Raw genomic sequence first — 14,487 nt, forward strand, 5'->3', positions numbered from 1 at the left:
GGACCTGTCCCGTCTCCTCAGGCGAAACTCGGGAAAGACGTGATCGTTTACCGGTTTTGAATGCGCAGCAGTAAACCCGGTATTGCCAACATGTTTCCCCCTGAGCACGACGTTCACAGTAGGCGATGGCCCGATTTGGGTCAAGCGCCGGAATTGATGTCGCATTTCCGCTAGTCGACACTGATCGGTGTCATTGTTTTGGTTTGTTCCCGCAGGTCATCGCGTTTTTCTCAGTGATGCCGCGCCTCTTTCATCATTACCCTTGTGGCCGCCGGACACCTGCTGTTCGCCCGGCGCTCAGCACTCTTGGTCAGGATGAGGGTGGGCTTGAATCAGGGGCGCTCCGCGCGATCGGGCAGGGGATGTGGTCTTGACAGCAGCCGGTTCTGTCGAACTTGCCAACCGGCCGCTGAATACCGTGAAGAAGGTGCTGTCAGGCTCCTGGGCGACTTTCCCACGCTCATCGCCCGAGCTCGGTGGTCCGGCGGAGTTCGACGAGGGCTCGGACCCGGCCACTCGCAGGACCCCTGGCGCATCGATGCCTGTCGGTCGAGATCGGGGCCGAATCTGCGGATTCTCTTTCGTAGCAGTGCAAACCAGATGGGGTGGTAGACGCTCCCAGGTCTGGTCGCTCATCCGAAGGGCGACGCTGGCCGCCTTTACCGCCGTGAGATGACGGGTTCCGTTCCCGGCCCTGATTCGCCCCCATCGGGTAGGCATGTGCCGCAGCCAGTGGGCACCAGTTCGGGGGCTCGGCCCGCGCCGCCGACCGCGTGATACTGCACATTCCGACGTTCCCGTTACCCGGCATCTTCTTCTCGGCTCTGACGCCCTGCATGTGTAGTCCGGGCTGGGCGCGCGCCGTCGACCATGACCTGGGCACCTGGGAAGAGCTGCTGTCCATCGCTCCTGCTGCCATGGGCCTGCCTGTTGGTCCAGGTAGAGCAGGAACACGACTCCCCGCGAAGGAGGAGGTAGATTGCATCTACATAGATGGCATCTACACGATGAGGGCCGATGTTTGTCGGGCGCCGTACTGAACTGTCCCTCCTGTCGAAGCGCCTGGACCACATTGCGCGGACAGGCCGGGGGCTGGCCGTTGCCCTGCGAGGGCGCCGCCAGGTCGGCAAGTCGCGGCTGGTCCAGGAATGCTGCGATCGTTCCGGACTGCCCTACCTGTACTTCACAGCGGTCAAGGGGGAGTCGGTCACAGAATCGACGGGCCGACTGCTCACTGCCCTCGCTGAGTCTGATCTGCCGACCGACACGGCGCTGAGCCCGAGTACGCCACCTCCCGGTGGGTGGGGCGGCATGCTCCGGATACTGGCCGATGCGCTACCGGACCGGCCGAGCATCGTGGTTCTCGATGAACTGCCCTGGCTGGCGGAGCAGGACGACACCTTCGACGGTCATCTACAGGTCGCCTGGGATCGGCTGCTGTCGAGCAAGCCGGTCCTGCTCCTGCTGCTCGGCAGCGACCTGCACATGATGCAACGACTGACCGCGTACGACCGGCCGTTCTACGGGCGCGCTGACAATCTCACCCTGGGGCCTCTAAATCTTGCCGAAACAGCAGAAGCCACAGGCCTTTCCGGATCGGACGCCGTAGATGCCCATCTGATTACCGGTGGGCTGCCGGGAATCATGCTGCGCTGGCCGGCGGCAATGCCTGCGGAGACATACCTTGCCGAAGAGTGTGCCGACCCTGCTTCACCACTTTTCACGGTTCCTGAGCAGTCGCTGGCTTCCGAGTTCCCGAATCCGGACGTCGCCCGCCGGGTTGTGGAGGCAGTGGGCGGGGATGCTCGCGCCTTCGCGAACATCGCCAGCACGGCAGGTGGACGTGAAGGAGCGGTGAGTTCCGGAACGCTCTCCCCACTGCTGCGACAGCTCACCGACGACAAGCAGGTCCTGGCCGTCGACCAACCGCTCTCGATCAGCAGCGGTAAGCCTGCTCTGTACCGGGTGGCCGACAACAGCCTGCGCCTCTACCTGGCTGTCCTCCGGGACGTGCAGAATCTGACCCGCCGGGGGCGTCCCGAAGCGGGGTTCGCCGTCTTCCGAAACCGCTGGAGCAGCTGGCGGGGACGGGCCGTGGAACCGCTCGTGCGGGCATCCCTGGAACAGGCAACCGTCACCGGCTCGGTTCCATGGCCGCAGACCCAGACCGTCGGTGGCTGGTGGAACCGTCAGTTCAATCCGGAGATCGATCTGGTCGGTGCCGACCGGGGCCCCATCGCCACAGAGATTTACTTCTGCGGCTCGCTGAAATGGCTAGGGACTCCGTTCGACGCGCATGACCTGCGCAAACTCCAGGAGGGAGCTGCGGAGGTGCCAGGGTTCTCTCCTTCCCGGAGCGGGTTGATGGTGGTCTCACGGTCCGGTGCTCATCTGCCGGACGGTGCGGTGGACGTGGTCTGGACCCCTGAAGACGTCGTCGACGCCTGGAGGTTCTGACATGCCGTCAGATGGCGAGTGGTCCGAATGATGGCAACTCTGCCGCCGGCCAAGGTTGCCTGCACAGTGGCCGCGTGCGTGCACGGGATGGACCGTATGACGCGTCGAAGGGCTCAGGACTCGCCGATCCAGCCCTTGCCCTCGGCGGCGATGCCTTCCAGCAGGTGGATCGCCTGGTGAAGGCCGGCCGCGTCGGCCGAGATGTCGGCCACCTCGGCCGGGTCGTCCGTGATTCCCGGCGCATCGTCCGGTGTGACGATCTCGTAGTCGTCCGAGTTGCCATCCAGTCTGCGCAGTTTCAGAAGTCGTCCGTTGCCCCGGGTGGTCTCGACCCGGAAGGAGCAGATGGTGTCGTACCGGAAGTTCTCCCGGCTCTCGCCGCTCAGTTCACCGCGATTGAAGTCCAGCTTGGTGGTGACCTGCCGGATGCCGTCGTTGCTGAGCAAGAACATCACCAGGGCGTAGTGCCGGTAGCGCCAGGGTCCCTGGGGCACCCGGGCCCGGCTGTGGACCGGGCGCCTGGTCCGGTCCGGCGACTCAAGGATCCCGTGCGAGAGCACCCGGCGGGGTTCGAGCTTGTAGTGCTTCAGCGCCCTGTCGATCAGTAGCACCCTGTCGGCGCTGAGCCACTCGGCCATCTCGCCCTCGTCGGGGCTGTCGCTCAACTTGGCCTGCCAGGCGGCGAAAGACTTCAGCGCGCGCGAGTGCTCGTCCGCCGCGCGCTTCCTGAGGTAGTGCGTCTCACGCCGGCGTCCCAGAATCTCCAGGCCCAGACGTACAGCCAGGTAGCCGGCCAGTGCGATGACGGGAACCCTGAGCAGCGTGGGCAGCGGCGCTGCCCCGACGGCCTCGCCGACGAGAGCCAGCCCGGTCACGGTGCCGATCAGAGCAGTCGCCAGGATGGCCGGTGGAAACAGCCTGGGAGGAACGAGTTCCGGAGAGAGCAGCGCGGGATTGCCGGAAAGCCCGGTCCGGCGGATCTGCCCGGCGCGATGGCGGATGAGCCAGCGGACGGGACCGGTCTGTCCGCGCCCGTGCGTGGGGTGGGTGAGGGCGAGTTCCCACGCCACGGCCTCGCGAATCGATGCGGTCGCGGCCAGCCACGCCTTCGGATCCGGAAGATCGGATGCGTACCGCTCGCAGTACGTCTTGAGAGGGCCTGCGAAGTGCCTGGGGGCGGGCTCGGCGGGCGTCTCGACGACCGACGGGCGGAATCTCACGCGCCGGTGCGCCGAGAGATCGGACACCAGGAAGACGCACGTCGCGACGGCAGCCAGGCCGAGCACGAGCAACGCGTAGCTGGTGACGCTCCCGGCCGACTGGGCGAGCTGGATCAGGAACGACACCGCGACAACGGAACTGGCGGCCAGGACGATCGCCGAGGCCCGGTCCGTGCGACGTTCCCGGATCGCTGGCTTCTCCGGAGGATCGGGCTCGGGATGGAAGAACTTCCAGGCCCGATCGAGTCGGTCACCGGCCATCTGGTTGTCATTCGCCTGGGTGACACTCCGCTCCCAGAGCGCGTTCTTGGCCTGCCCGTCCATGACGAACTCCAGGTGCCGCAGGATCGGCGTGCGCCACTGCTCGGGGGTCCGGTCCAGCCGGTCGAACAGGACGGCGACGTCGTCGCTGCGGTTGGCATCGAGATCCACCAGGTCCAGGACGAGTCGCGCCGCTCGCTCGGCCGGCCCCGGGACCCCCTCGGGCAGCAACTCCGGTCCGGCGCTCTTCAGCTGCTGTCGCTCGGACTCGGAAAGCTGTTCCCGGGTGCGCCCGCTCATCAGGGCGAGCACGAAGTAGAAGCACACCTCCCCGCCCCGGAGCCCGCCCCCGATCGCCTCGGAGAACTTGGCCCGTGCAGTGTCGACGATGCTGCTGGCCAGATATCGCTGACCGGACTCGAACACGTCCTGGGGAGTGGGCGTCGGCGTGGTGTTGTAGTAGACGTCGCCCCGCACCACCCCGATCATCATATCGATCTCGGCGTCGTCCGTAGCTGTCTGGTTCACCTCGTCACCGAAGTCATTCATGCCGTCATCCCCTTGACCGAGGTGATGATCCGGTTCACGTGATCGCTGAGATCGGCCACCCCGCCGACGATTCCCAGCAGCTTGCCGAGCACCCACAGGGCGGCACCCTGCTGCTGAGGGTCCTGCGGCGGAACCACGGACTCGGCGTCGGCGAGATGCTGTGAGGCCTCCCGGTGCTCGGCGTCGCTGATCCGGCCCTCGGCCAGCGCACCTTCGAGGAGACGCCTCAGCCGGGCCAGTTCCGTGTTGAGGGCTGCCGCGGCCTGGTCGCTGTCCCTTCCGTAGATCAGTTTGCCGTGGTGGAATCCGACCATGTTCCCGACCCGGGCGTTGCCCTGGGCCGTCTGCTGGACGTTCTGCTGGGCGGGCTGCTGCGTCATGTCGTCTCCCTGGTCGTGAGAAGGCCTGCCGGATCGGGATTCGTCGGGACGGCGCCGGGCGAGCTCGTCGCCGAGCAGCACCGCGAAGGCAGCCGCCGTGGCGGCCGCCTGGCGCTGTGCGTCGCCCCGGTCCGTCGTGTACTTGGTGCCGTCGGCCCGGTCGCTGATCGCCCGGACGACCATGAAGGGCACGCTGTTGGAGTGTGCTGCCCGAGCCACTCCTGCCCCCTCCATCTCGACGGCCAGGGCGTCGTTGTGGTGCTGGAGCAGCCGCTGGGCGATGTCCGAGGTGCGAGAATTCAGCACTACCTCGCCCGAGGCGATGTGACCGACCATGACCCGCCCGGCGTAAGCCGGCCGGGTCTCCTTCCAGACGGCGTCCTCGGCCAGGTCCCGCGCGAACTGCTGCTCGGCGTGCGGCACCTGCCAGGAACGGGGCCGTGCCCAGAAGCCGTCGTCCTCGCTCAGCCCGCCGCCGAAGGCCGTGATCTGCTCGGCCACCACCACGTCGCCCAGCTCCAGATGAGGTTGCAGCGCTCCGGCGATCCCGCTGAAGATGACGATCGCCGGAGTGAATCGCGCGATCGCCTGTTGCGCGGTCAGACTCGCTCCGGCGTTGCCCTGGCCGGTCTGGGCCAGCAGAGCCGTGTGCCGGCCCCGGCGGGTCGTGCCCTGGATGAAGCGGGTGCCTCGCACCGTGACGTCGCGCAGATCGGTCAGGTGTTCCAGAACGGCCCGGCGTTCCACGTCGACCGCGGTCAGGAAGAGGATCGGGCGGTTCATTCTTCGCTCCTGGAGTGGATGAGGGAGTCACGGACCATGGGGGGATACAGCGACGTGCCCGGACCGGCCCGGTAGAGGCGCGCCGGGCGTCCCGCGGCCCCCTGGCGCACCGGACCGGCCGGGACCACGAAACCTTCTGAGCGTCTGAGCTTCCGGTAGAAGTTGCGGGTGTCCACCGGTCCGCCCCACACCGCCTCGTAAACCTCTTGCAGATCGCTCAGACTGAACTGTGGAGAACAGAAAGTTGTTGCCAATGTGGTGGTCTCGAGCATCTGGCGAGCCCGCTCCACGCCGTCGGTCACGATGTCGAGGTGGTCGAAGGCCAGCTGGAGCGAACCGTCGAGAACGGCCGAGACCCGGTGCCAGCGAGCGCCGGCCGCGTCGGTGCCGGCTTGCGGGTCTCCGAGCCGGGGAACGATGGCCAGGTAAGCCATGGACACCACTCTCCCGCGAGGATCCCGATCCGGCTTCGAGTAGACGCCGAGCAGTTCCAGGTGCACGGAGTCCAGGTCGATGGACGTCTCCTCCCGCAGTTCACGTCGTGCTGCGGTGAGGAGTTCCTCGCGGTCGTGGTTGAGGAATCCGCCGGGCAGGGCGTGCTGCCCCCGCATCGGTTCGATGCCCCGCTCGATCAGCAGCAGGTACAGGTGGGGGCCGCGCAGGGTCAGGACCATCAGGTCGACGGCGATCAGGACTGAGGGGGGAACCCATTCAGACTCGGGCATAAACGTCAAACTAGATTATTGTCCTTAGGACAGAAATAGCTGAGGCCGAGCTCTTCACGAATGGGCAGAAGTAGGCACCTGGGAGGTTTCGGCTTCGACCGTGACTGATCGTTCTGCTTGCAGACGGAAGGCTCTGCTGCCGTCATGCCCCCACGTCCATCGCCTTGACGGCCGGAAACCGCGAGCATCTCGTCCCCGACCTTTCGTGTCGATCGGGCAACGCAACGGGGTCTGCGCGCCCCGCGCGGACCTCGTTGTCTGCACTCGTCGCGGTGACACGCCTCAGGAAAGGGATGCTCTCCGAACCTGAACGCGGCTGGTGTCATTCGACACCGGACACACGCTGCTCGCGATCACCGCGGCGCTTTCCGTGCCGCTGGGAGGTCTGCTCGTGGTGATAGGTGGTGTCGCGCTGATCGGCCGCCCGACACCACTGCGGACTGTCATCAATGGATCTACTCAAAGATTCCGTCGGTGGATCCGGGCTAAGGCTGGTACCCGCCTCCTCCATAAGGATTCGCAGTCCCCGTTGCCGACTGCGAGGCGCGTTGACGAGCGGTATATCGGGTACTGCGGCGTAGCCGACAGGATGGCGGCTAACGTGCCAAGGAGGTAGGCGCGGCCTTGGGGGAGGGTATGCCATCCATGATCAGCCTCAGTCACTGGCCCGTTCGACGCAGCGGACGAATCGCGATCTTGGCGTTCTTCATGACGTGCTGCTTGGCGCTACCGGCGATGGCCACCACGCGGAAGACGCCCAATGACCTCCGGACCGTGGTGACGGAGATCCGCCCGGTCTCGGCCAACGGCACGGTCAGCGCTTCCGCCTATTTCAGGACGACGGCCCGTTACCGGATCCTCAACGAACACATTCGGCCGGGTGAACGAGTGACGATTGAGTCTTGGACCCGTGAGGACATGGGCGGCTACTCAACGACCTGGGGGTGCGGCGCTGCGGCGGGCAGCGTGATCCTCCATTCAGTGGGCCTGACCTTCTACCAGGGTCAGAAAGGCTTCCGGCAGCACCACGGCCGCCCCTTCAATCCGGGATCGGATGACCCGCCCAAGAGAGAGTCACCGTCGCCGGGCAAGGAAGCCCACTCGATTGAGTCCTTCCGTTGGCCTGAGTGGGCGAGCCGCGGCGGATGGAACGTGATCACGGCGGGCGGGAACATCAGCGGGATCGACTGCCTCTCGGACGGGAAAACCACACGCCCGAGCGCATCGTGGACCATGTCGGTGTCAGGGAACGCGGTCAGCGTCGACATCGAACAGGGGCGTGCGCCCACGATCAGTGATCTTGACGTAAGCACGGGCGCCGTTCTGGTTGCCGTCGGAGTTTCACCGGTAGTCCTTGCAGCGGTGGGATTTCCTGCGGAGATCGTCAATAAGACTATCGAAGGGAACAGGCACCGCGTTCGGTTGCGCCGACGCCGTTCCGTCAGCTCCCGGCGGCAGCGTCGTCCCGTCCTAAATATATTGCGCCGGTGGGTAACCCGAGTGATCGCTTGGACGGTTCAGGGTAAAGGCGCCTGGGCGATGTGGGCCACGACGACGCTACTCTGCCTGTGGTTAACCTCCGCTGGCCTGTTCTACGGCGGCGCCTCCATCGGCAACCTAGCATCTGGCATCACCGCCGTGCTGGCCGTGGTGCTGGTCTATGAATTGCCGAAATACGCCGTGGCCACGGGCAGCTTGACCGGCGCGCTCAGCCGGTGGAGGGTGGTGCCGGCCGGACTAGCCCTAGCGTTGATGACCGGAGCGATGTCTCAATTGGGAAGTCTTTTCCCGCCCTATGTTTACGGCTTGAGCATCGCCTCTCGGTCCGTCGTCGTCTCTGCCCGCCGTGCCGCCTACGCCACCGTCGCGGGCAGCGGGAGCCTGCTGGCAACCGCTCTGTTGGCCTGGGTATTCAACTCGCAGTCACAGGCAGAAATTGTGCGATCCGGCTGGTTGGGAGAGTGGCTCTCCTCGTTCTTCTTCGCCGGGCTTCAGGGACTGGTCTTCGCTCTGATACCGGCCAAATTCCTCGACGGCGAGAGTATTTTCCGTTTCCGGCGCGGGTTTTGGACAGCCCTGTACTTGCCCCTGGTCGCTCTGTACGTGTGGATCATGTTCACCGGGGCGCCCGTATGGTGGGGCAGCCGTGAAGACGCGATGGTCTCGATCGTCCTTCTAGCCGCTTTCGGGATCCTGTCGCTGCTGATCTGGCTCTACTTTCGCTTCGTGCCTGACCCAGCCGTCCTGGACCTGAAGAGCCGGACTGTGGCGGACCCACCCGCCCGTGAGGTGCCCGGGCAGCGGCGTATGGTCTGGGAAGACGACGGTGGTTGCTCGGGTCTGAATGATGAACGAGACGAGGCCTGCGACGAGTGCCCCGCCTCGAATGACCATCCCGTCGTGAAGACCCCGCGGCCAGAAGCGTTCGCACGTCGCGAACGCAAGACGGCGCTGCGAGTCTCACTGTTCGTACTTGCTGCTTCGGTGGTCTCGGCCATGGTCGCCGTCGTTCTGCGAGTGGCGCCGGCGCCGGAAGAAAGCACCTTGGTCGGTACGCCCGTCCTTCGCCCCGCGACCCTTCCCGGGGGCCAGATCATGCCTCAGTCCAACGGCGAGATCTGGCAGATTAAGAATGCTGGGGAGAGCCAACTGTCCGGAGAAATCGTCGTGGAGGTCTGTCGGCTGGGTTGCGCCTTCGAGGTGAGCTCATCCTCCGCAAGCGAAGATGGTTCTCCTTCAAACCTCTGGAAGGGCGCTCGGTTCAGCCGGGAGCCGGACGGCAGTTACGTGGCAACCTGGAGCGTCACCCATCCCGCCACCTGCGGTCCGCGGAACGAAAAACTCAACGTCCAGAGCGACTTCGAGCTGCGGATGATTCCCTTGTTCGACGGACCGGATGACTTCGGTGTTCAGGTCAAGGTGCAAGGACAGGTGCTGTCCCGTCCCTCCCAGGCCTCCTCGGGCCGATGCAGCCTTGCCGGATTCAAGGAGGACATCACCGGGAGCGGGCTACGCACCGGGTGACGCTGCGCGCCAGGTACGTCTAAAACGACTGACCGCAGGTATCGCTGGCCACCGAATCGAGCGCAAAACCGGGATCTCAGCGTTCCCCATGGCTGCGGGATGCCAGCCACTGCTGCATGTCGGAGCGGTCGAATCGACGGATCGGTCGAACCGGAGTGTGCGCCGACCCAGCTTGAAGTATGGGATGGATCCGGTTTCGAGGGCGTCGTACGGTCCTGGTCAGGGAGCCAGGTACCAGTCCTTCGGCTGGCCCGGAGCAATCACGGCGAACCCGCGGTCGGCGGCGGCCTGAGCCTGCCGGCGGTCGTATGTCAGGAACTCGCTCTCACCCAGCTCCATCGCTGCGACCAGATGGATGGCGTCCGCGGTGCGGAGAAACGTCCCGGCGGGAGAGGGTAACCGCCCCGCCCGCCAGAGACTCGCTTCGTCAATGGTCAGCAGATCCAACTGGCGCAGGAGAAGCCCAGCCGCTGCTGCACCAACCCCGGCACGCGCCACGGTCCTCGTCACCTCGGCGATGCTCAGCTCGCTCGAGGTGGGGCGGTCCGGTGCCTCGGACAGGTATTCGCCTAACGCCGCCGTCTCGGCCTCCGCGATGAGAAGCTTGACCAGCCCAGAGGTGTCCACGTAAGTCACTGGCCGCGTTCTTCCGCGAGCAACTGAGCCGTAGAGACCTTTGTTGACACTGGCTTCGGCAGAGCATCAAGATCGAACCCCGTGCCGTGCCGCAGACGTCCAGCAGCGGTCAGCCGACTGTCGCTGTCCGATCCTGCCGGCATCAGAACTGCCGCAGGGACACCGTTATTGGTGACCAGGACCGATTCGCCCTCGGCCACCCGGCGCAGTATTTCGCCAGAGTTGTTGCGCATCTCGCGCTGGCTGATTGAGTCCATGAAGCTAGTGTAGCGCGGCGTAGCACGTGTCTGCCTTCTGCCCCGAACAGTTGCCGAACTAACTTGGCTGTCGTCGAGTCCGGTGCCAGCTCTACGACAGCCAGCGGCAACCTCGGCAGGCCCGGGTTCTACGTCGAGAGCCGACGCTGCGGCTGGCCGGTGACGTCGGCAATGGGTTCGCCGAAAACGCATAGATCGTCGAGGTTTATCGTTCGATGGCCGATCAGGACTGCGGCAGGTACGCCGCACATGTAGTTCCCTCTACCTTCGACCAACTGTTCCGCTCGCCCATGGATCGGTCCTGAAAATCTCCGCCGGCGAAAAGCCGGCCGGCACCGGGGCCGGTGACCCCGGGCGTCCCACATTTTCGGTCAAGCACGCCCGGCCCCACGTGAACTGCCGGTTCCGGCCGAGATCCGAAGCGCTGGCGAACATGACCAGGCGCAGACTGACGCGCCGGATGCTGTTCTGGTCGCCGATCGGATCCAGGCCGCTCGGGGGATCAGTCCGTGGACGGAGCGTGCGGGCTGGTGAGGCGCCGCACCGCGTTGGCGACCGCCGCGCGGTGGGCCTCGGGGGTTTCTGTGGTGAGACCGGTGCGGCAGATCTGGAGAATCATCTGGAGCAGTGTCTCCGCCGGCAGCCAGTCGCCCACCGTGCCGTCGGCCTGGGCCTGTTCGATGGCGGCGGTCTTGTCGGCGCCGGCCTGGCGGGCGATGGGGGCGGTCATGCCGATGCCCGCGCGCTCGAGGTCGTCCCAGTGGCCGAGGCGGAGCATGTCCGGACGCGAGCGGTACCACTCCCACAGGCGCGCCGCGTAGCCCGGCAGGTCGTGCCCGTCGATCGGGACGTCGTTCATGGTCTGCACCACGATGCCGTCGAAAACCGCGTCGAACAGCTGGTCCTTGTTGCCGAAGTACTTGTAGATCAGGGCCTTGTTGCTGCCGGAGGCGGCGGCGATGCGGTCGATGCGGGCGCCCGCGATGCCGTGCCGGGCGAACTCGGCGGTGGCCGCTTCGAGAATGCGGCCCCGGGTGCGGGTCGAGTCTCCGGGCATGGGCGCCAGCATAGTGGGTAACTAGTTAGTTGCTTTGGCGGGGTGAGGTCTGCAAAGGTGGATAACTAGTTGGTTACCTACCTGCTGAACGGAGCGTTCCCATGCCCATCACCGTCCAGGCCCATGCCGCCCTCGAGCGCGGCGGGCCCCTCCGGCCCTGGAGTTACGAGCAGCGCGACGCCCGTCCGCACGATGTGCGCATCGACGTGCTCTTCTGCGGGGTCTGCCACACCGACCTGCACAGCATCGGTCCCTGGGGGCAGAACTTCCCTCTCGTGCCGGGGCACGAGACGGTCGGCCGGGTTGTCGAGATCGGCAGCGCTGTCAGCACTTTCGCTCTCGGCGACCTGGTGGGTGTGGGCCCGGTCGTCGACTCGTGCCGCGACTGCCCGCCCTGCCGGGCAGGGCAGGAGTCGATGTGCCAGCAGATCGCCACGGCCGCCTACGACGCCCAGGACCGTCACGGCGGCGGCGTGACCCGCGGCGGCTTCGCCGAGACCGTCGTCTGCGACGAGCGTTTCGTCTTCCGCATCCCCGACGGGCTGGACCCGGCCGCCGTCGCCCCGCTGCTGTGCGCCGGCAGCACGGTCTACACCCCGCTGAAGCAGTGGGACGCCGGTCCGGGCACGACGGTCGGCATCGTCGGTATCGGTGGGCTCGGTCATCTGGGGGTGAAGTTCGCCCGCGCCCTCGGCGCGCACGTGGTCGCGTTCACCACCTCCGCCTCCAAGGCGCAGGCCGCACTGGCGCTGGGAGCCCACGAGGTCGTCCTCTCCGGTGATCCGGCCCAGATGGCCGCTCAGGGCAACCGTTTCGACCTCCTGCTCGACACCGTCCCGGTCACGCACCCCCTGACGCCCTACATGCAGACGCTCACCACCGGTGCGACGCTGGTCTCGGTCGGGCTGCCCCCGGCGTTCGACGTCATGCCCTTCGCGATGGTGCTCGGACGCCGGTCGCTCGCCGGGGCGGGAGCGGGCGGTGCCGCCGAGACCCGCGAGATGCTCGAGTTCGCCGCCCGGCACGCGATCACGGCAGACATCGAGACGGTCGGGCGGGCGGAACTCAACACCGCCCTCAAGCGCCTGGAGGCGAACGACGTCAAGTACCGCTTCGTGGTCGACATGAAGGCCTGAGCCCGGAAGTCGCCGGGGCCCGGGCCTGCGGTTATGGTCGTTCGGCCGGAGTAACCGTCGAGCCGGAGGACAGAACCATCACCATGCGCGCCGTGACCATCAGCGACCGGGCCATCCACGTCACCGACCGGCCGGCGCCGGAACCCGGCGGCGGCGAGGTGCTGGTGCGGGTGCGCGCCTGCGGGCTCAACGGCGCCGACCTGCTCCAGCTGCGCGGTGCCTACGCCGCGCCGCCCGGTGCCCCGGCCGACATCCCCGGCCTGGAGATGGCCGGTGAGGTGGTCGGGCTGGGGCCCGGCGCGAGCCGGTTCGCGATCGGCGACCGGGTGATGGGCATTCTCGGCGGTGGCGGGCAGGCCGAGCTGTGCGTCGCGCACGAGCGGATCCTGATGCCGGTTCCCGACGGGCTGCCCTGGGCGCAGGCCGGCGGCGTGGCGGAGGTGTTCACCACCGCGCATGACGCCCTGTTCACCCAGGGCGGGCTGCGGGCCGGCGAGCGCCTGCTGGTGCACGGCGCTGCCGGGGGAGTGGGCAGCGCCGCGGTCCAGCTGGGCCGGGTCGCCGGTGCGAGCGTGACGGCGACGGTTCGCGATCCGGACGCCCGGGAGCAGGTCGCGGCGCTCGGGGCGGAGGTGGTGGCGCCGGAGGGTTTTGAGGAGCACGGCCCCTTCGACGTGGTGCTGGAGCTGGTCGGCGGGCCCAATCTGCCGGGCGACCTGAAGGCCCTCGACCTGGACGGGCGGATCGTGGTGATCGGGGTCGGGGCGGGCCCGACCTGTGAGCTGAATCTGCAACAGGTGATGGTGAAGCGGGCCCGTATCTTCGGCTCCACGCTGCGGGCGCGGCCGCTGGAGCAGAAGGCAGCCACGGCCCGGGCGGTCGAGCGTTCCGTGCTGCCGTTCATCGCCAGCGGTGCGGTCACCGTGCCGGTCGCCGCGACCTTCCCGCTGGAGGCGGCGGCAGCCGCCTACGAGCGGTTCGCGGCCGGCGGAAAGCACGGGAAGATCGTGCTTCTCGTGGAGTGAGCACACGGACGTCGTGAGTAGCGGCCTGGCCCAGGAGAGCTGCGCCGGTGAGTGCCGGTCGCCCGGGTTGGGCAGGGGTGACGGCACTCGCGGGCAGACGATCGCGCGAAACGGCCCCACGATGGCGCCGACTTGTCATACTTTGTATCAGTCGGTAGTGAAGATGAGGTTCGTGCTGGTCCCTGCACTGAGCGCGACCGTCGTACTGAGCGCGGCCGTCAACGTCTCGTCGGGAAGGGCTGCCTGATGGTGTTCGCTTCATCACTGAACGCCCGGCCTCGGCCCGCATCAGCCGTGCGGCGCTGGTCGAGCCGTCTGGACCTGAGACCCCGTCACGCCGTCCTGGTGCTGGCCGCGGGAACGTGGGTGGTCATCGTCCCGGCCGCCACCCTGATCGGGTGGTTCGCCGGTCAGGTGCAGATGGCCATCACCCTGCTGGGCGCCTTTCTGCTGTGCGCGGTATCGCTCGGATCGATACTGGTCACGGTTGCGGTCCTGGCTGCACGGCTTCGAGGGGGTCGAGGCCGCGCCGTATCGGTCCCTGGGCCGGTGGAGTCCGGTGAGCCGGTGCGGTCAGAGCTCGACATGTGCCTGATCGGTCTTTCTCCCGGCTGGACCGTGCCGCCGAAATCCGAGGTGCTCAGCCGTTTTCTCCAGACCTTCGAAAGCTCCTTGGCCGCGCTGCGGATCAGGCTCGCCCACCGGCTCGGTGCCGACGTCGCGGCAGCCCTGCCCCTGCATCAGCAGATCGCCTTCGCCGAGGAACTGGGCATCTGGACCGGGGAAGACGTGGCGGCCTGGCGCGATCACCTGTCCATTCGCACGCGTATCCTCACGCAGGGGGCTGAGTTGCCGCTCTCCGTGCTCGAACAGCACACGCAGTGGCTGAACTGTCTGGGCCGGCGCACCGTTTCAGCGGCATCACGTTGAGGGGCGGCGCCCCGGCACCCGGCGCGTGTCTCGTCTCATCAGGCAGA

General features: G+C 66.8%; 11 protein-coding genes. 5 read left to right on the forward strand and 6 right to left on the reverse strand.

What is annotated here, in order from left to right; translation table 11 throughout:
• Positions 1–1,017 precede the first annotated feature (1,017 nt).
• Positions 1,018–2,457, forward strand: a complete 1,440-nt coding sequence (locus KIH74_RS28525) for an ATP-binding protein (protein ID WP_214159463.1) — start codon at positions 1,018–1,020, stop codon at positions 2,455–2,457.
• A 113-nt stretch (positions 2,458–2,570) separates the two neighbouring features.
• Here the strand turns inward: KIH74_RS28525 and KIH74_RS28530 are convergent, their stop codons facing one another.
• The 3 genes from KIH74_RS28530 to KIH74_RS28540 are packed head-to-tail and all read right to left on the reverse strand — an operon-like array spanning position 2,571 to position 6,375.
• Positions 2,571–4,487 (reverse strand): hypothetical protein, encoded by a 1,917-nt coding sequence (locus KIH74_RS28530; protein WP_214159464.1) that lies wholly within the window; start codon positions 4,485–4,487, stop codon positions 2,571–2,573.
• Positions 4,484–5,650: a 5'-methylthioadenosine/S-adenosylhomocysteine nucleosidase family protein gene (locus KIH74_RS28535; protein WP_214159465.1), complete on the reverse strand. Its 1,167-nt coding sequence runs from the start codon at positions 5,648–5,650 to the stop codon at positions 4,484–4,486. Before KIH74_RS28535 ends, KIH74_RS28530 begins: the two co-directional genes overlap by 4 nt.
• Entirely contained in the window at positions 5,647–6,375 is a 729-nt protein-coding gene (locus KIH74_RS28540; RefSeq protein WP_214159466.1) for an NUDIX hydrolase, read from the reverse strand. The genes KIH74_RS28535 and KIH74_RS28540 overlap by 4 nt, the downstream gene beginning before the upstream one ends.
• Positions 6,376–7,020: 645 nt before the next feature.
• Between KIH74_RS28540 and KIH74_RS28545 the strand changes: the two genes are divergently transcribed.
• Positions 7,021–9,399, forward strand: a complete 2,379-nt coding sequence (locus KIH74_RS28545; protein WP_214159467.1) for a hypothetical protein — start codon at positions 7,021–7,023, stop codon at positions 9,397–9,399.
• Between the two features lie 219 nt (positions 9,400–9,618).
• On the opposite strand, the gene KIH74_RS28550 is transcribed toward KIH74_RS28545, so the two are convergent.
• The 3 genes from KIH74_RS28550 to KIH74_RS28560 all read right to left on the reverse strand — a co-directional run bounded on the left by KIH74_RS28550 (position 9,619) and on the right by KIH74_RS28560 (position 11,349).
• A complete protein-coding gene (locus tag KIH74_RS28550; RefSeq protein ID WP_214159468.1) occupies positions 9,619–10,035 on the reverse strand; it encodes a type II toxin-antitoxin system VapC family toxin in 417 nt (138 codons plus the stop codon).
• Positions 10,032–10,292 carry a type II toxin-antitoxin system Phd/YefM family antitoxin gene (locus KIH74_RS28555; RefSeq protein ID WP_214159469.1) on the reverse strand — a complete coding sequence of 87 codons (261 nt, stop codon included), beginning with the start codon at positions 10,290–10,292 and terminating at the stop codon, positions 10,032–10,034. Before KIH74_RS28555 ends, KIH74_RS28550 begins: the two co-directional genes overlap by 4 nt.
• Before the next feature lie 502 nt (positions 10,293–10,794).
• Entirely contained in the window at positions 10,795–11,349 is a 555-nt protein-coding gene (locus KIH74_RS28560) for a TetR/AcrR family transcriptional regulator (protein WP_214159470.1), read from the reverse strand.
• 101 nt (positions 11,350–11,450) lie between these two features.
• Here KIH74_RS28560 and KIH74_RS28565 point away from each other — a divergent pair, with 101 nt between their 5' ends.
• From KIH74_RS28565 to KIH74_RS28575, 3 genes are all read left to right on the forward strand, one after another.
• The gene (locus tag KIH74_RS28565) at positions 11,451–12,485 is read left to right on the forward strand and encodes an NAD(P)-dependent alcohol dehydrogenase (RefSeq protein ID WP_214159471.1); all 1,035 of its coding nucleotides are present in this window, start codon (positions 11,451–11,453) and stop codon (positions 12,483–12,485) included.
• A gap of 83 nt (positions 12,486–12,568) precedes the next feature.
• Positions 12,569–13,510 (forward strand): alcohol dehydrogenase catalytic domain-containing protein, encoded by a 942-nt coding sequence (locus KIH74_RS28570; protein ID WP_246573267.1) that lies wholly within the window; start codon positions 12,569–12,571, stop codon positions 13,508–13,510.
• A 246-nt stretch (positions 13,511–13,756) separates the two neighbouring features.
• Positions 13,757–14,440 (forward strand): hypothetical protein, encoded by a 684-nt coding sequence (locus KIH74_RS28575; RefSeq protein WP_214159473.1) that lies wholly within the window; start codon positions 13,757–13,759, stop codon positions 14,438–14,440.
• Positions 14,441–14,487 lie beyond the last annotated feature (47 nt).

The organism is Kineosporia corallincola, assembly GCF_018499875.1.
GTDB lineage: Bacteria > Actinomycetota > Actinomycetes > Actinomycetales > Kineosporiaceae > Kineosporia > Kineosporia corallincola.